This window comes from Microbacterium sp. Mcb102 (genome assembly GCF_024519805.1).
In the GTDB taxonomy this organism is placed as follows: domain Bacteria; phylum Actinomycetota; class Actinomycetes; order Actinomycetales; family Microbacteriaceae; genus Microbacterium.
Genome location: NZ_JALJRG010000002.1, coordinates 110,341 through 127,878, shown reverse-complemented (window position 1 = coordinate 127,878; position 17,538 = coordinate 110,341). Strand labels below are relative to the sequence as shown.

14 protein-coding genes and 1 tRNA gene are annotated in these 17,538 nt (G+C 68.7%); 12 read left to right on the top strand and 3 right to left on the bottom strand.

Features of this window, described 5'->3' with window-relative positions:
- Nucleotides 1–44: 44 nt before the first annotated feature.
- From OC372_RS06770 to poxB, 6 genes are all read left to right on the top strand, one after another.
- The gene (locus OC372_RS06770; RefSeq protein ID WP_262001305.1) at nt 45–1,427 is read left to right on the top strand and encodes a flavin monoamine oxidase family protein; all 1,383 of its coding nucleotides are present in this window, start codon (nt 45–47) and stop codon (nt 1,425–1,427) included.
- Nucleotides 1,427–2,311 carry a universal stress protein gene (locus OC372_RS06765; RefSeq protein ID WP_262001304.1) on the top strand — a complete coding sequence of 295 codons (885 nt, stop codon included), beginning with the start codon at nt 1,427–1,429 and terminating at the stop codon, nt 2,309–2,311. Before OC372_RS06770 ends, OC372_RS06765 begins: the two co-directional genes overlap by 1 nt.
- Entirely contained in the window at nt 2,311–3,858 is a 1,548-nt protein-coding gene (locus OC372_RS06760; RefSeq protein WP_105710400.1) for an APC family permease, read from the top strand. Before OC372_RS06765 ends, OC372_RS06760 begins: the two co-directional genes overlap by 1 nt.
- Nucleotides 3,859–3,880: 22 nt before the next feature.
- Nucleotides 3,881–5,347, top strand: a complete 1,467-nt coding sequence (locus OC372_RS06755) for an NAD-dependent succinate-semialdehyde dehydrogenase (protein WP_105710399.1) — start codon at nt 3,881–3,883, stop codon at nt 5,345–5,347.
- A gap of 25 nt (nt 5,348–5,372) precedes the next feature.
- Nucleotides 5,373–6,737, top strand: a complete 1,365-nt coding sequence (locus OC372_RS06750; protein WP_105710398.1) for an NAD-dependent succinate-semialdehyde dehydrogenase — start codon at nt 5,373–5,375, stop codon at nt 6,735–6,737.
- A 175-nt stretch (nt 6,738–6,912) separates the two neighbouring features.
- Nucleotides 6,913–8,637, top strand: a complete 1,725-nt coding sequence (poxB, locus tag OC372_RS06745; RefSeq protein WP_262001303.1) for a ubiquinone-dependent pyruvate dehydrogenase — start codon at nt 6,913–6,915, stop codon at nt 8,635–8,637.
- Nucleotides 8,638–8,645: 8 nt separating this feature from the next.
- Here poxB and OC372_RS06740 read toward each other — a convergent pair whose 3' ends face one another.
- Together OC372_RS06740 and OC372_RS06735 are read right to left on the bottom strand one after the other, a co-directional pair.
- Complete coding sequence (locus OC372_RS06740; protein WP_262001302.1) at nt 8,646–11,444, bottom strand: hypothetical protein; 2,799 nt, start codon at nt 11,442–11,444, stop codon at nt 8,646–8,648.
- A gap of 23 nt (nt 11,445–11,467) precedes the next feature.
- Complete coding sequence (locus tag OC372_RS06735; RefSeq protein WP_181156239.1) at nt 11,468–13,291, bottom strand: HSP90 family protein; 1,824 nt, start codon at nt 13,289–13,291, stop codon at nt 11,468–11,470.
- A 195-nt stretch (nt 13,292–13,486) separates the two neighbouring features.
- Between OC372_RS06735 and OC372_RS06730 the strand changes: the two genes are divergently transcribed.
- From OC372_RS06730 to OC372_RS06705, 6 genes are all read left to right on the top strand, one after another.
- A tRNA-Trp gene (locus tag OC372_RS06730) sits at nt 13,487–13,559 on the top strand.
- Between the two features lie 40 nt (nt 13,560–13,599).
- Nucleotides 13,600–13,872, top strand: coding sequence for a preprotein translocase subunit SecE (gene secE / locus OC372_RS06725; RefSeq protein WP_029260992.1), 273 nt, complete (start codon nt 13,600–13,602; stop codon nt 13,870–13,872).
- A 42-nt stretch (nt 13,873–13,914) separates the two neighbouring features.
- The gene (gene nusG, locus OC372_RS06720) at nt 13,915–14,958 is read left to right on the top strand and encodes a transcription termination/antitermination protein NusG (protein ID WP_105710394.1); all 1,044 of its coding nucleotides are present in this window, start codon (nt 13,915–13,917) and stop codon (nt 14,956–14,958) included.
- 279 nt (nt 14,959–15,237) lie between these two features.
- On the top strand, nt 15,238–15,669 hold the full coding sequence (gene rplK, locus OC372_RS06715; protein WP_017829145.1) for a 50S ribosomal protein L11: 432 nt from the start codon (nt 15,238–15,240) through the stop codon (nt 15,667–15,669).
- Between the two features lie 11 nt (nt 15,670–15,680).
- Nucleotides 15,681–16,370, top strand: coding sequence for a 50S ribosomal protein L1 (gene rplA / locus OC372_RS06710; RefSeq protein WP_029260994.1), 690 nt, complete (start codon nt 15,681–15,683; stop codon nt 16,368–16,370).
- Nucleotides 16,371–16,453: 83 nt separating this feature from the next.
- The gene (locus OC372_RS06705) at nt 16,454–16,807 is read left to right on the top strand and encodes an iron chaperone (RefSeq protein ID WP_105710393.1); all 354 of its coding nucleotides are present in this window, start codon (nt 16,454–16,456) and stop codon (nt 16,805–16,807) included.
- Nucleotides 16,808–16,811: 4 nt separating this feature from the next.
- Here OC372_RS06705 and OC372_RS06700 read toward each other — a convergent pair whose 3' ends face one another.
- Nucleotides 16,812–17,474, bottom strand: a complete 663-nt coding sequence (locus OC372_RS06700) for a LysE/ArgO family amino acid transporter (protein ID WP_262001301.1) — start codon at nt 17,472–17,474, stop codon at nt 16,812–16,814.
- Nucleotides 17,475–17,538: the final 64 nt, after the last annotated feature.

The window sequence follows — 17,538 nt, the reverse complement described above, 5'->3', positions numbered from 1 at the left end:
TCGGGTCGCGACCGGCACTGTTTCACCCAACGAAGGAGTTGCAGATGGCTGAGATCACACGCGACGTACTGATCATCGGTGCCGGAGCCGCAGGGCTCACGGCGGCGAACGACCTCCGCAAGGCCGGCCTCTCGGTCGCCGTGCTGGAGGCCCGTGACCGCGTCGGCGGGCGCCTGTGGACCGACGTGATCGAGGGCGCCATGCTCGAGATCGGCGGCCAGTGGGTGTCGCCCGACCAGGACGCGCTCAAGGACACGATCGAGGAGCTGGGGCTCGAGACCTACAGCCGCTACCGCGAAGGCGACAGCGTCTATGTCGGCCCCGACGGGAAGGCACACCGCTTCACGGGCGAGATGTTCCCGGTGGCGCCGGAGACCGAGGCCGAGATCGCCAGGGTCACCGAGATCCTCGACGCACTGGTCGCCGAGATCGACCCGGACCGTCCCTGGGCCCACCCCAGCGCCGAGGACTGGGACACGATCACCTGGGACGCCTGGCTGCGCTCGCAGACCGACGACGACGAGGCCGTGCGCAACCTGGCCTTCGCCACCGGTTCCGCGATGCTCACCAAGCCCACTCACGCCTTCTCACTGCTGCAGTCGCTGCTGATGGCCGCGTCCGCAGGTTCCTACTCGAACCTCGTCGACGCCGACTTCATCCTCGACAAGCGAGTGGTCGGCGGTCTGCAGCAGGTTCCGCTGCGCCTCGCTGAGCGCCTGGGCGACGACGTGCTGCTGAACCAGCCAGTGCGCGGCCTCGAATGGTCCGACACGGGTGTCGTCGCCACCACCGATCAGCACACGGTGCGCGCCCGCCACGCGATCCTCGCGCACGCGCCGGTGCTCTACAGCCGCATCGCGTTCGACCCTCCGCTGCCGCGCCGACAGCATCAGCTGCACCAACACCTGTCGATGGGCTTCGTCATCAAGGTGCACGCCGTGTACGACCGGCCGTTCTGGCGCGAGCAGGGCCTCAGCGGCACCGCCTTCAGCCCGTACGAGCTCTCGCACGAGGCTTATGACAACACCAACCACGGCGACGAGCGCGGCACCCTGGTCGGCTTCGTCTCCGACGCCAACGCCGACGGCGTGTTCGAGCTGTCGGCCGAGGAGCGCAAGGAGCGCATCCTCGAGTCGCTGTCGCACTACTACGGACCCGAGGCCAAGAACCCGGTCGTCTACTACGAGAGCGACTGGGGCAGCGAGGAGTGGACGCGCGGCGCCTACGCCGCGAGCTTCGATATGGGGGGCCTGCACCGCTACGGCGCGGACCTCCGCACGGCGGTCGGCCCGATCCACTTCGCGTGCAGCGACATGGCCGGCGCCGGGTACCAGCACGTCGACGGGGCGATCCGCATGGGCCACCTCGTCGCATCGAACATCGTCGACGCGAGTCGCGACGCCGGCGCTGTCGAGAGCGGCAGCTGATGACCGGCTCGGTCGTCGTCGGATACACGGCGACGGACGCGGGAGCGGATGCCGCGGCACTCGGCGCCCGGCTCGCTCGCAGCCTCGGTGCGACCCTGCACCTGGTGATCGTGCTGCCGAACGAGGGCACGCGCAGCGCGGCAGTCCCACCGGAGCGCGCGTACGAGGAGCACATCAAGGCGCAGGCGCGGCAGTGGCTCAAAGACGCCGTGGTCCGGCTCCCGCAGGAGCTGACCCGCAGCGGTCACGTGCGCTTCTCCGAATCGTTCGCCGAGGGCCTGATCGCCGCCGGCGAGGAATTCGGCGCCAGGGTGATCGTGATCGGCGCGGCCGGGGGCGGCATCTTCGGACGCCACCGTCTCGGCAGCGTCGCCTCCGAGCTGCTGCACTCGTCGACCATTCCGGTGGCGCTCGCGCCCGTGGGCGCCGCCCAGCAGGACGATCACGTCCTGCCGCGCGTGACGGTCGCCGTCGGATCCCGACCCGGTGCCGACGCCCTCCTCGACGAGGCCGTCGCGCTCGCCGGAGACAGCGGTGTCGACCTCCGGCTCGTATCCCTCGTTCCGTTCGACGTTCCCCCCGGACTCGACACCGGAGCGATCCGCACGGTCGGCGACACCCACGGTCAGGAGGTGCTCGCCGTCGCCGCCGAGTTGCTGCCGGACGGTCGCACGGCCGCGGTCGAGAGGGCACCGGGCGACTCGGTCGAAGACGCCGTCGCCCATCTCTCCTGGCTTCCCGGCGAGGTCGTCCTGGTCGGCTCCAGCCGGCTGGCGCAACCGCGTCGTCTGTTCCTGGGCTCCACGGCAGCGAAGATGCTGCACGAACTGCCCGTTCCCATGATCGTCGTCCCGCGTACCCGCAACGAAGCAGGAGACCGCTGATGAGCAGCACGAACCGGGCGACGGAGCCCGAATCCGGTGTCACGACCGGCATCTCCACCAAGGGCCTGAGCGCCGGAACGGTCGGCCTGATCGGCGCGGTCGTGATCGGCATCTCGTGCATCGCCCCCGCGTACACCTTCACCGCCGCCGTCGGCCCCACGGCATCCGAGGTCGGGGCGCAGATCCCGGCCATCATCCTCGTCGGCTTCATCCCGATGCTCCTCGTCGCCTTCGGCTACCGCGAGCTCAACAATCGGATGCCGGACTCCGGCACGTCGTTCACCTGGGCGGCCCGAGCGTTCGGACCGTGGGTCGGCTGGATGGCCGGCTGGGGTCTGGTCGTCGCGACGATCCTGGTGCTGTCGAACCTCGCCGGGGTCGCGGTCGACTTCCTCTTCCTGCTGCTGTCGCAGATCACCGGGAACCCGGAGATCGGCGACCTCGCCGGTGTCACCTGGATCAACATCGGTGTCTGCCTGCTGTTCATGCTCGGTGCGACGTGGATCTCGTATCGCGATATGCAGACGACGCAGAAGCTGCAGTACTGGCTCGTCAGCTTCCAGATCCTGGTGCTGGTGTTCTTCGCCGTCGCGGCCATCGTGCAGGCGGTGAACGGCAACGGCTTCGACTACCAGCCGTTCGACCTGAACTGGTTCAACCCGTTCGCGATCTCCTCCTTCAGCGCGGTCGCCGCGGGCCTCTCGCTCTCGATCTTCATCTTCTGGGGCTGGGATGTCACCCTCACCATGAACGAGGAGACCAAGGATCCGGAGAGGACACCGGGTCGCGCGGCCACCGTCACGGTGCTCACGATCGTGTCGCTGTACCTGCTGCTCGCGGTCGCGATGATCATGTTCGCCGGCGTCGGCACCGGGGCGCTGGGGCTCGGCAACGCGGACATCCAGGAGAACGTGTTCTTCCACCTCTCCGGCCCGATCCTGGGGCCGCTCGCGTTCCTGGTGTCGCTGGCCGTTCTGACCAGCTCCGCGTCGTCGCTGCAGTCCACGTTCGTGGGCCCGGCGCGCACACTGCTGGCCATGGGGCACTACGGTGCCCTGCCGAAGGCGTTCGCGAAGGTCAGCCCCCGCTTCTTCACGCCGGGGTACGCGACCATCATCTCGGCGATCGTGGCCTCCGCGTTCTACGCCGTCATGCGCGTCGTCAGCGAAGACACGCTGTGGGACACGATCCTCACGCTCGGCATGATGATCTGCTTCTACTACGGGATCACCGCGTTCGCGTGCGTGTGGTACTTCCGCAAGCAGTGGTTCGACTCGACGAGGAACGTCTTCTTCACGTTCCTCTTCCCGCTCGTCGGTGGCGCGATCCTCGCGGTGCTGTTCTTCACGACGCTGATCGACTCGATGGACCCGGAATACGGTTCCGGATCGCAGATCGGCGGGGTCGGCATCGTCTTCATCCTCGGGATGCTGATCATCGTCGTCGGCATCGCGGTCATGATCTGGAACGCGGTCCGCCGGCCCGCCTTCTTCCGCGGCGAGACGCTGGGCATCGACGCACCGCCCAGCCGACGCAAGCGCGCATAGCCCTCCTCACAGAAAGAGAATCATGAGCACTCAGACCGAACAGGCGCTCCTCGACAGCATCCCCACCGGCCTCTTCATCGGCGGGCAGTGGATCGACGGCGAGACCGGCGGCACCTTCGACGTGCAGGACCCGGCGACCGGCACGGTGATCCGGACGATCGCCGACGCGACGCCGGCCGACGGCATCCGTGCCCTCGACGCCGCGGTCGCCGCTCAGGACGAGTGGGCGGCCACCGCCCCGCGCGTGCGCAGCGAGATCCTCCGCACGGCGTTCGACCTCGTGCAGGAGCACAAGGAGGACCTGGCGCTGCTCATGACGCTCGAGATGGGCAAGCCCCTCGCCGAGGCCCGTGGCGAGGTCGTCTACGGCGGCGAGTTCCTGCGCTGGTTCAGCGAGGAGGCCGTGCGCATCAGCGGTCGCTACGGCATCAACCCCGAGGGCACCGGCCACATGGTCGTGTCGCAGCGTCCGGTCGGACCGTCGTTCTTCGTGACGCCATGGAACTTCCCCTTCGCGATGGCCACCCGCAAGATCGCTCCGGCACTCGCGGCCGGGTGCACGGTCGTCATCAAGCCCCCGGCGCTGACTCCCTTGACGACGATCTTCTTCGTCTCGCTGCTCGAGAAGGCAGGGCTCCCGGCGGGCGTCGTCAACGTCGTGCAGACGTCGAAGTCCAGCGCGCTGTCGGCGCCGATCATCGCCGACCCGCGGCTGCGCAAGCTCTCCTTCACCGGATCGACCGAGGTGGGGCGCAAGCTCATCGCCCAGGCGGCCGAGGGCGTGCTGCGGGTGTCGATGGAGCTCGGCGGCAACGCGCCGTTCGTGGTGTTCGACGACGCCGACCTGGACAAGGCCGTGGAGGGCGCGCTCGCCGCGAAGTTCCGCAACATCGGCCAGGCCTGCACCGCAGCCAACCGCTTCATCGTGCACAAGGACGTCGCGGGTGAGTTCGCCAAGCGTGTCACCGAGCGCGTCAACGGCATGAAGATCGGTCGCGGTACCGAGGAAGGTGTGGCGATCGGACCGCTCATCGACGCGGATGCCGTCGCCAAGGCGGGCGAGCTCGTCGACGAGGCCGTCGGTCGCGGTGCGACTCTGCTCGCCGGTGGCAAGGCCGTCGAGGGCACCGGCACGTTCTACGAGCCCACCGTGCTCACCGACGTCGTCGCCGGCAGCGCGATCCTCCGCGAGGAGATCTTCGGCCCGGTGCTCGCGATCGCGACCTTCGAGACCGAGGACGAGGCCGTACACCTGGCGAACGACACCGAGTACGGGCTCGTCTCGTACGTGTTCACCGAGAACCTGCAGCGCGGCCAGCGGATGATCGACAAGCTCGAGACGGGCATGATGGGTCTCAACGTGGGCGTCGTCTCCAACGCCGCCGCACCCTTCGGCGGAGTGAAGCAGTCCGGCGTCGGACGCGAGGGCGGGTTCGAGGGCATCCACGAGTACCTGTCCACCAAGTACACGCTGATCCCGGTCTCCTGACCGAGCAGCCAGAGGAGGAGAGAACATGACCGACTACGCCGTCATCAACCCCGCCACCGGAGAGACGCTGGCGTCCTTCGACACCTTCACCGACGCTCAGATCGAGGAGGCGGTCGCCGCCGCCGACGAGGCCCACCGCGAGTGGTCCCGTTCGTCGACCGTCGCTGAGCGTGCAGCCCTCGTCCGCCGCGCGGCCGAGCTGCACCGCGAGCGTCGGGAGGAGCTCGCCGACATCTTCGTGCGCGAGATGGGCAAGCCCCGCGAGGCCGCCCTCGGGGAGGTCGACTTCGCCGCCGACATCGCCGAGTACTACGCCGACCAGGCGGAGTCGATCATGGCCGACCAGCCGATCGCGATCCTGGGGGAGGGGTCGGCCATCATCCGCCGCTCCTCGCTCGGCCCGCTCGTCGGCATCATGCCGTGGAACTTCCCGGCGTACCAGATCGTGCGCTTCGCGGCTCCGAACCTGATCGTGGGCAACACGATCCTGCTCAAGCCCGCGCCGCAGTGCCCGGAGTCCTCGTCCGCGATCGAGGCGATCTACCACGATGCCGGCTTCCCGAAGGGTGCCTACCAGAACGTGCTCGCCACGAACGAGCAGATCGCGACGATGATCGCCGACCCGCGCGTGCAGGGCGTCTCGCTCACCGGGTCCGAGCGTGCCGGGGCCGCCGTCGCCGAGATCGCCGGTCGCAACCTCAAGAAGGTCGCCCTCGAGCTGGGCGGGTCCGACCCGTTCATCGTGCTCTCGACAGACGACCTCGACGCGACGGTGCAGGCCGGCGTCGACGCGCGCCTCGACAACAACGGTCAGGCGTGCAACGGCGCCAAGCGTTTCATCATCGTCGACGGGCTGTACGACGCGTTCGTCGAGAAGTTCACGGAGAAGATGGCCGCCGTCGAGGCGACGGATCCGACGCTCGACGACACGGTCCTCGGACCGGTGGCCTCCGAAGCCGCGGCCGAGAACCTGCAGAAGCAGATCGATCAGGCCGTCGAGCAGGGCGCGACGCTGCTCACCGGCGGCACCCGCGACGGAGCGTTCTTCGCGCCGACCGTGCTCACCGACGTGACGCCCGAGATGAACGTGTACCGCGAGGAGCTCTTCGGTCCCGCAGCCGTCGTCTACCGTGTGGCGGACGAGGACGCGGCGGTCCAGCTCGCGAACGACACCACCTTCGGCCTCGGCTCCTACGTCTTCACGACGGATGCCGAACAGGCCGAGCGCGTCGCCGACAAGATCGAGGCGGGCATGGTCTATGTCAACCTCGTGCTGGCCGACAGCCCCGAGCTGCCTTTCGGTGGCGTCAAGCGCAGCGGCACGGCCCGTGAGCTGGGCCACCTGGCCGCCGACGAGTTCGTCAACAAGAAGCTGATCCGCATCGGCTGACGCGAGCAGGTCGGGGGCTCGCGCCCGGAAGGAGATCTCGCGGAATGAAGGAGCGGATGCCGCATCCACTCCTTCACACCGTGAGATCTCCTTCCTTTCGTGCGACCTCGGAGAGGTGGTGCGTCCTCCTGTCAACGCCCGAGCCGCCGTCGCTGCTCGGGCGTAGGGTCGAAGCATGGCCAACGTCGCTGAGAACATCGTCAAGACTCTGCACGCCAACGGGATCGACCGCGTTTACGGCATCCCGGGCGACTCGCTGAACGGCTTCACGGACGCGCTGCGCAAAGACGGCACGATCCGCTGGGTGCACGTGCGGCACGAAGAATCCGCCGCCTTCGCGGCCGCCGCGGATGCCGCCACCACGGGAGAGCTCGCGGTCGTCGCCGGCTCGTGTGGTCCGGGCAACCTGCACCTCATCAACGGCCTCTACGACGCCAACCGCTCGCGCGTGCCCGTGCTCGCGATCGCCGCGCATATCCCCACCACCGAGATCGGCACCGGGTACTTCCAGGAGACGCATCCGCAGGAGCTCTTCCGCGAGTGCAGCGTCTACGTCGAGTACGTCGCCGACCCGAAGCAGATGCCGAGACTGCTCGAGATCGCCATGCGCGCGGCCATCGAGGAGCGCGGCGTCGCGGTGCTCGTGATCCCGGGCGACGTCGCCCTCGCCGACATCGCCGACGACCGCGCCGTCGTGATCGAGCGCGCGCTGCCTGTGGTGGTACCCAACCCGGCAGAGCTCGAGAGGGCAGCCACTCTGCTGAACGCCGCGAAGAACGTGACGATCCTCGCCGGTGCCGGTGTCGAGGGTGCGCACGACGAGGTCATCGCCCTCGCCGACAAGTTGGGCGCTCCCATCGTGCACGCGCTCCGCGGCAAGGAGTTCATCGAGTACGACAACCCCTTCGATGTCGGGATGACGGGCCTGCTGGGCTTCGCCTCCGGCTTCCGCGCCATGGAGGCCGCCGACGCCCTGCTGGTGCTGGGCAGCGACTTCCCGTATGAGCAGTTCTACCCGGACCACGCCAAGACCATCCAGGTCGACATCCGCGGCGCGCAGCTCGGCAAACGGCATCCGCTCGATCTGGGGCTGGTCGGCGACGTGCGTGCGACGGCCGACGCGCTGCTGCCGCGAGTGGCGAGGAAGGACGACCGCGGCCATCTCGATGACGCGATCGCGCACTACCGCAAGACGAGGAAGAAGCTCGACGAGCTCGCCGTCCCCGCCAAGGGAAAGCGCCCCATCCACCCCCAGTACCTGGCCCGACTCCTGGACGAGCATGCTGCCGACGACGCGATCTTCACCGCCGACGTGGGATCACCGACCGTGTGGGCGGCGCGCTACCTCTCGATGACGGAGCAGCGTCGCCTGATCGGCTCCTTCACACACGGCTCGATGGCGAACGCCCTGATGCACGGCATCGGCGCGCAGGTCGCGCATCCCGACCGTCAGGTGGTCGCGCTGGCCGGCGACGGCGGGCTCGCGATGATGCTCGGCGAGCTCCTCACGCTCACGCAGAACAAACTGCCGGTGAAGACGATCGTGGTCAACAACTCCTCGCTGAACTTCGTCGAGCTCGAGATGAAGGCGGCGGGCTTCGTCACGTACGGCACCGGGCTGGAGAACCCGAGCTTCGCCGCGATCGCCGAAGCCATGGGGATCTTCGCGCGTCGTGTGGAACGCAGCGAAGACCTCCCTGATGCTGTCCGCGAGGTGCTCGCGCACGACGGCCCGGCCCTGCTCGACGTCGTCACCGAGCGGCAGGAACTCTCCATGCCGCCGGCGATCGAGGCCGCGCAGGTCAAGGGGTTCGCGCTCTATGCGATCCGCACGGTGATGTCCGGCCGCGGCGACGAGCTCCTCGACCTCGCGAAGGCCAACTGGCGCCAGCTCTTCTGACCCGCAGGTCAGCTCTGCACGAGGGCCCGCACCTCGGCCGCCTCACCGTGCCGCCCGAGCGACTCGAGCACGTTGCCGAGCTCGAGGGCTGCGACCTGGAGCAGCGGAGGGTGGTCGGCGGCGTGGTCGATGGTGCTGCGGTAGAGGGGTACGGCATCGGCTGCGCGGCCGTTCCCTGCCAGCACGCGGGCGGCGAAGAGCTCGGAGCCGCCGGCCGAGCCGAGGTCGCCGAGCGCGGCGAACCCGTCGGCCGCGGTGAGGGCGGCGGCAACCGCTTCGTCGATCCGGCCGAGCTCGGCCAACGCACGTCCGCGGGAATCGGTGACGTCGGCGAGGAGCCACTCGGCCTCGTGCTGCTGTGCGAGGGCGGCGACCTCGTCGAAGAGCGCGAACGCGCGTTCGTCGCCGCGTCCGCCGTACGCCTGGCCGAGGCTGTGCAGCACTTCGCTCAGCGCCCCCACGGCCTCGGGTGCGCGCCGCACGGTTTCGGCGGCGGACTCGAGCAGTTCGATCGCGTCGTCGTGCTCGTCGAAGCGGGCGAGGATCTTGGCCTGCTCGGTCATGGACATCGCCTGGTCGGCGTGTTCCTCTGCCTGTCCGAAGAGCTCGGAGGCGTAGCTGTGAGCACCGACGGCCTGGCCGAACTCACCGGCCGCGCTCAGTGACCGTGCCAGCATCGAGGCGGTCATCGCGCGCGAGCCGGCGGCCACTTCCGCTTCCTCCTCGCGCTGCAGGACGTCGCCGAACAGCTCTGCGGCCTCTTCGGCGTCGCCGGCGCGCAGCATGACCCTGGCGAGTCGGAAGTCCACGCCGGTCGAGTCGCCGTCGCCTTCGCTTGCGATGTGCGCGGCGAGACGGTAGCGGGAGACGGCCTTCTCCGGTTCGTCCGCGTCTTCCCAGAGCGCCCCGGCGAGCAGGTGCGCATCGCCGAGAGCGCGGGTCGCGCCCAGTTCCGCGAGCAGCCGGCATACCTCGTCGGCGTCGGCAGCGCCCTCGGCATAGCTGTTGCCGCCGCCGCGCACGCGAGCCCTGGTCTGCAGGGCCTGCGCGCGATGCCCGGTGCTGAGGTCGTCCTGCGAGAGGAAACGGTCGAGCAATGCGGTCGCCGCCTCCATGTCGCCCTTGCGCAGCACGGCCGAGATCGCCACCAGAGTCGTCGTGTTCGCGAGCCGCGTGTCCTCCGCCTCCGCGAAGGAGCGCGCGGCGAGCTCGGCGAGGTCCAGCGCGGCGTCCGCCTCCCCGGCCTGCAGGTGAAGTGCGGCGCGGCTGAGGGCCAGGTCGCCGCGCGACCAGGCGGGCAGCGACGCGGCGTCGGCGATCGCGTCCTCGAGGTCGGCCGTCGCCTCTGGTGTGTCGATCCCGAAGGTTGCGAGGCCCAGACGTTCCTCCAGCGCGGCCTGCTCATCGCGCCCGGCGGCGCGGAGCGCGGCGATGCGCTGGGGAAGCAGCTCCAGGGCTTCGTCGGCGCGTTCGAGGGCGATGAGGATCCCGAGGCGCATGGAGAGCAGCTGGGCGCGCTTGTACGGGTCCTCGACCTCGAGGGCGCGGGGGAGGGCGTCGAGGGTCTCGTGCTCCGCACCGAACTGGGCGAGCTGCATGGCGCGCTCGAACCACCCGTCGGCGTCCACCGGAGCTGTCGAGGGGGCAGGGGCCACGAACGCATCCGAGCGGATCGGCACGTCGTACTGCTCGTCGGAGAGCGCACGCATGCGCCCCAGGCTGCGTGCGTGGCCGTCGGTGCCGTCGCGCTCGTCGAACGCGGTGGCGATGCGGTCTGCGGCCGTCCAGGCGGACGCCGCGAGTTGGGCGGCGCTCCAGCGGCCCTCATGCTCGCCGAAGAACGGCACGAGCGCCGGCGAATCCGCTCCGCGTACCGGGGTGTCGCCGTGGCCGGCAGCCGTGACGCGGTCGAGCGCGACGGCGAGGGCGGCGAGGGCGGCGAAGTGCGCGTCGACGTTCAGCCCGTCGTGGGCGAGCCAGGCGATGTGCTTCTCGACGAGTGCGAGCGCACGGGCCTCGTTCCCGGTGAGCGCCGCGAAGACGATGTTGTTGGCGACGATGCGCAGGTTGTCGGGGTTGTCCTTGGCCAACCGGTAACTGCGCAGGTGCGCGGTCTTCGCCTCGTCGAAGCGCCCGGCGCGGAGGTAGGGGAGGAGCACGCGGGAGAGGGCGTGCTCAGGCTCCTCTCCGCAGGAGAAGCCGCCCTCGATCATCTCTTCCACCAGGACGATGGCCTCCGCGTCGCGGTCGGTGTCCGCGAAGAAGCCCGCGATCTGGCTCCGACCGCAGGCGTCGCAGTGGCTGTGGTCGTCGCGCGGTGTGGCTTCCAGCTGCACCCGCAGCGTCTCGGCTTCGTCCATGCGTCCGGCATCCCAGGCGTCCTCGAAACGGGCGGTGAGCACACCGCTCAGGCCGAGGCCACCGGCGCGGTAGTGCTTCTCCATGTCGTCGAGCACGGCGGCGATCTGGTCCTGGGAGAACGCCGGCGAGGAGCGCAGAGACGCCGCCATCCACTTGAACTGCCACATCAGGTCGGCGCCGCCGTTGTCGAGGTCGGCGGGGAACCGCTGCGGGTCGGCCTCGTGGTGCGCGAGGCACCAGGCGAACGAGTTCAGCATCACATCGGTCGCGCCGCCCATGTTCGCCGAGGCCGTCTGCCGCATCCGCGCCTCGTACTCGAGTCGCTCGTCGCCGATCTCCACGGCCAGCGCCACCGCCTCCGAGACCAGGGCCTGCTCGGCGGGCCCCCACGGGGTGCGGTCGATCTCCTCGATCAGCTGCTGGAAGCGCTTCTTCGGACGTGCCATGGGGAACCCTTCGGTGGGATGTGTCAGCGGACGTCGCCGAAGGGGATCTGGTCCCCTTCGATGCCGGCTGAGAGGGAGACGAGGTCGGCGAGCGCGCTGGTCATCAGCGCACGATCGGCGTCGGCGAGCGGATGGTGTCCGGCGAGCAGCGCCTGGATGTACAGGAGCTGCACGGTGCGGGCGAAGACGGCGTCGTCCTGCACGCGCACCAGGGCGCGGACCACCCGGTTCGACCAGTTCAGGCACAGGCGCGCGCGGAGGTCGTCGTCGCGGGCCGCGGACAGGGTCTTGTCGATGCGGTCCAGCACGCCGCCCCACAGTGCGCCGGTGACACCCTTGGTGCGGCCGCGGTCGATCGCGCGCAGCACCTCCGGGTCGGCGACGTAGAGCCCGGCGAGATCGGCGCGGTCGATCGAGCGCACGACCACGGAGCAGTCGGATGCGGCGAGCACGGCGCCCGCGCGCGTCTCCAGCGCCACGGCGGCGTCGCGGTCGTCGAGTGGGGGCGGATCGAGGCGGTCGAGCTCTCCGGTGACGTCGACCTGCTCGACGGTGACGTGCGGGTACAGGTCGGGCAGCATCCGGATCAGGTCGGCGTCGTACAGGTATCCACCGTTGACGAGCACCTCTCCGGCGGGGGAGATGCCGGCCACCTGACGGAACTCGTCGACGGTCTGCGCATAGCGGATGTGCGGGTATCGCTCGACGAGGTCGCCGACCCGCACCGTGCCGTGCGTGGTCTCGACCGTCAGCCAGCGGGAGATGAAGTGTGCCAGCTCCTCGTCGTGGCGTACGAGGGACTTGAGTCCGACCTCGTGCACGGCGACGAACTGAGCGAGGCGATGCGGCTCGCTCAGCCCCAGCTCCAGGACCCAACGGCGGATGCCGGCGCCGAGCTGCGCGCGGACCCGCTCGAGCGCCGCGTCGTCGACGAGCGACTCCCTGCTCGCGGTGGGGGCGAGCCCGGTGGAGTCGACCACGGCGCGGACGAAGAACGCCCATTCGGGGAGGACGTCGTCGACGCGCTCGGAGAGCAGCATCCGTCCCAGATACATGCGCGTCGCCTGACGTGCGCCCGGCGGCGGAGCGTAGGGCAGCACGTAGGCGAGGCCGCGGGTGCCGGTGGCGGGCTCGCTCAGCTCGATCACGTCGAGCGGACTCGCTCCGAGGAGGTCGCGCCCGTACTGCACGGCGGACTCCGGGTCCTGGGTGGCGTCGAGGAACGGCGCGTCCCTGGTGATGTCGATGTCGCCGCCGGCGGTGTCGATCGTGACCCGCACGGGCAGGAACTCGCCGAACGTCGTCGCGAGCTCGTGCACGGCGGTGGGACGCAGCAGATCGTCGGCGTCGAAGCGCGGCACGAGGTGCACGCTGGTGCCGATGGGGAGCTCCTCGTCGATCTCCGCCACCTGGAACGTTCCGTCGGCGCTTCCCGTCCACTCGACCGAGGCGCCGCCCCGGGCGCTGCGGGAGCGGATGACGATGGTGTCGGCGACCATGAAGCAGCTGAGCAGACCGATGCCGAACTGACCGAGGTAGTCGCTGCGCGGGAGGTCGAAGATGTCGCGCTTGGAGCTGCGCCCGACGGTGGCCAGCAGATCGGCCACCTCGGTGACCGTCAGGCCCACGCCGTCGTCGCGCAGGACGAACTCGCCGTTCTCCGCGGTCAGCGGGGTGATCCGGATGCGTCCGCCGCCGCCGTCGACCTCGCGGCGTGCAGTGATCGCGTCGCGGGCGTTCTGCAGGAGTTCCCGCAGGTACACCCGTGGACTGGAGTAGATGTGTCTGCTGAGCAGATCGACCACTCCGCGCAGATCCACCTGGAACTGCTGCACCTCAGCGCTCACCGGCGCTCCCTCCTCCTGCATACGCTCGCTGAGCCTAACAAGAACACGCCTTCGCGATCCCGGTTCGGCGCCACCGGATCGATGCCGTATGCTTGTGGGGCAGTTGTTCTCTGCATTCTTTCGCCATGCCTGGGGTCTCCCGATCACAGTCACGGTGGCAGAGTGGAGAGAGAACCCCGAGACCTCCCGGTCTCTAGGGCGGTAGCTCAATTGGCAGAGCAGCGGTCTCCAAAACCGCAGGTTGCAGGTTCGATTCCTGTCCGCCCTGCGCGTCAGCGCAACGCTGACACACGAAAGGTACATTCAGGATGGATCAGGACGAACCGCGCGGCGAGGTCGTCGCGGCCGGCGCCACCCGCGAGAAGAAGGGCAACCCCTTCTCACGGTTCTTCGGGGGTATCGCCCTGTTCATCCGCCAGGTCATCGCCGAGCTCCGCAAGGTCGTCACCCCGACTCGCAAGGAGCTGTTCAAGTTCACCCTGGTGGTGCTCGTCTTCGTTCTGATCGTCATGGGCATCGTCTACGGCTTGGACACGCTGTTCGCGTTCTTGACGCACTGGGTGTTCGGAATCCCTGGCTGATGACCCCCGCGGCTCGCGCCGCAGCTATGGAGAAGAAACAACGTGTCTGAACGATATTCCGACGACGCCGACTGGGCGACCGCCGCAGAGCAGTCCAGCGAGGAAGACGAAGCCCAGGAGGGCAACGTCCTCGCTGAGGAAGAGCTCTCGGCCACCCCGGCCGAGCACATCGCGGTTCACGTCGAAGACGAGGACGGCGAAGAGGATGACACGGCTGACATCGACATCGACATCGACGACCCGGAGGCGGACGCGATCGTGAACGACGCTCTGAACCTGGACGAAGCGGCTGAGTCTGAGGCTGCCGCTGAGGTCCTCAACGAATCTGTGGCCGAAGAGGCCGCCGACCTCGACGCGGCTGCGGCCGACGAGGTCACCCCGTACGACGGCCCCGAGCTCGGTGCGGACGACGTGCAGGGCGACGAGGACTCCTCCGCCGATGAAGTTGACGAGGACGCCGAGGAAGACCCGTACGAGGCCTTCCGCATGGACCTCCGCATGCTCCCGGGCAAGTGGTATGTCATCCACTCCTACGCCGGCTTCGAGCGCAAGGTGAAGGCGAACATCGAGCAGCGCAAGTCGACGCTCGAGGTCGAGGACGAGATCTACCAGATCGAGGTCCCGATGGAAGACGTGGTCGAGATCAAGAACGGCCAGCGCAAGATGGTCACCCGCGTGCGCATCCCCGGCTACGTGCTGGTGCGCATGGAGCTCACGGAAGACACCTGGTCGGTCGTGCGTCACACCCCGGGTGTCACCGGCTTCGTGGGCAACGCCCACAACCCGACGCCGCTGCGCTTCGAAGAGGCCTTCAACATGCTGAAGTCGCTCGTCGAGGTCAAGGACGTCCCCACGGCCAAGAACATCGCGTCGAAGGGCGGCGTCGCCGTCGCTCGTCCGCTGCCGGCCGAGGTCGACTTCGAGGTCGGCGAGACCATCACGATCAAGGAGGGCTCGTTCGCGGGTCTTCCCGGTTCGATCAGCGAGATCAAGCCCGAGAGCGGCAAGCTCACGGTCCTCGTCTCGCTCTTCGAGCGTGAGACCCCGGTCGAGCTGTCGTTCGACCAGGTCACCAAGATGGTCTGACACACATCCTGAGAGCGGCCGTCCCTTTCGGGGCGGCCGTTCTTGCGTTCGCTCCCTTCTTGCGAGGGGCCAGAACACGCCGCAGCACGTCGGGCGATTGCGGCGTGTCTTGGCTCCTCGGCTCGGCATGACGCGGCGTTCGTGCTGTGCGGCAGCATCAGGTAGACTTGTGTGGTTTGTGTGCCGCTACGGCGTGCGCAGAGACGACCACGATCCGGAAACGCCGGATCTGTGGGAGAAGCGGATGCTCCGGCATCCGATTCGATGAAAGGAAAGAGAATGGCACCGAAGAAGAAGGTGACCGGCCTGATCAAGCTTCAGATCAACGCCGGTGCAGCCAACCCGGCGCCGCCGATCGGCCCCGCGCTCGGTCAGCATGGCGTCAACATCATGGAGTTCTGCAAGGCGTACAACGCCGCGACCGAGTCGCAGCGCGGCAACGTCATCCCCGTCGAGATCACCGTCTACGAGGACCGCAGCTTCACCTTCGTCCTGAAGACCCCGCCGGCGGCGGAGCTCATCAAGAAGGCCGCAGGCGTCCCCAAGGGCTCCGCGACCCCGCACACCGTCAAGGTCGCGAAGATCACCAAGGACCAGGTCCGCCAGATCGCCGAGACCAAGCAGGCCGACCTGAACGCGAACGACATCGAGGCCGCGATCTCGATCATCGCCGGCACCGCCCGTTCCATGGGCATCACGGTCGAGGGCTGAGGAGAATAATCATGGCTACCAAGTCCAAGGCTTACAAGGCTGCCGCCGAGAAGATCGAGGCAGACCGTTTCTACACCCCGACCGAGGCAGTGGCCCTCGCGAAGGAGACCGGCTCGTCGAAGTTCGACTCGACCGTCGAGGTCGCGCTGAAGCTCGCGGTCGACCCCCGCAAGGCAGACCAGATGGTGCGCGGCACCGTCATCCTGCCCCACGGAACCGGTAAGACCGCCCGCGTCATCGTCTTCGCCACCGGCCCCGCGGCCGAGGCAGCGATCGCCGCAGGTGCGGATGAGGTCGGCGGCGCCGAGCTCATCCAGAAGGTCGCCGATGGCTGGACCAACTTCGACGCCGCAGTCTCCACCCCGGAGCTCATGGGCCAGGTCGGTCGTCTCGGAAAGGTGCTCGGACCGCGTGGTCTGATGCCGAACCCGAAGACCGGAACCGTGACCCCGAACCCGGCCAAGGCCGTCGAGGAGATCAAGGGCGGAAAGATCGAGTTCCGCGTCGACAAGCACGCCAACGTGCACTTCGTCGTCGGCAAGGCGTCCTTCACCGCAGAGCAGCTCGACGAGAACATCGGCGCAGCGCTCGAGGAGATCGTCCGCCTCAAGCCCTCGAGCTCGAAGGGCCGTTACATCCAGAAGGGTGCGGTGTCGACCACGTTCGGCCCCGGCATCCCGCTGGACGTCAACTCCATCTGAGTCTGACTCGCAGAAACGCCCCCGGGTTCTCCCGGGGGCGTTTCTGCGTTGTCGGAGCGGGGCCGGGGTGGCAGGATGCCGTGATGGGCACTGTCGACGACTATCTCGAAGAACTCGTTCCTGCGGATCGTGACGCGATCGACCGCGTGTACGCGGTCGCACGTCGGGAGGCTCCGGATGCCGAGCAGGGCAAGGGCTACGGAATGCCGGCCCTCGTCCACGCCGGGAAGCCGCTGCTGTCGGTGATGCGCGCCAAGAAGCACATCGGCATCTATCCGTTCAGCCCCGATGCCGTCGCGGCCGTGGCGGGAGCGCTGGAGGGTCAGCCGGGTGTCAGCGTCGACAAGGGGACCATCCGGTTCCAACCGGAGCATCCGATCCCCGATGGCGTGCTCGAGCAGCTGGTCCGGGCGCGGGTGGCGCAGATCGACGGCTGATCGGTCAGCCGCCCAGTACCGGCAGCACGAGACTGATCGCGATGGCGATCATGATCACGGCGATCACCGCATCCAGGATGCGCCAGGAGCGCGGCGTACGCAGCCAGCGTCCCAGATAGCGCGCACCGAACCCCAGCGCCGTGAACCACAGGATGCTGGCGGCCATGGCGCCGCCCGCGAACAGCCAGCGTTCCTCGCCGTGAGTGGCTGCGATCGAGCCGAGCATCAGCACCGTGTCGAGGTAGACATGCGGGTTGAGCCACGTGAGCGCGAGCGTGGTCAGGACGACAGGCGCCAGCCGGGCGCGGGTGAGGGTCGCCGTCGCGCTGCCCGGCGTCGCCGCGGCCGAGTCGGCGGCATCCGCTCCGTCCACCTGGAGCTCTTCGCCGCCGCGCCAGGCGCGGCGCGCGGCCAGGATGCCGTAGCTCAGCAGGAACAGCGCCCCCGCCCAACGTGCCACGACGACGAGCCACGGGGCGGCCGACAGCACGAATCCGAGGCCCGCGACGCCCGCGGCGATCAGAGCGGCATCCGACAGGGCGCAGATGATCACGACAGCCCACACGTGCTCGCGGCGGATTCCCTGGCGCAGCACGAAGACGTTCTGCGCGCCGATGGCGACGATGAGGGAGAGGCCGAGTCCGAGGCCGGCGAGAACGGTGAGCATGGCTCCAGCCTAGGAATCTCGCATCGTGAAGAGAAGCGAAGATTCCTACCGAACCATTAGCATC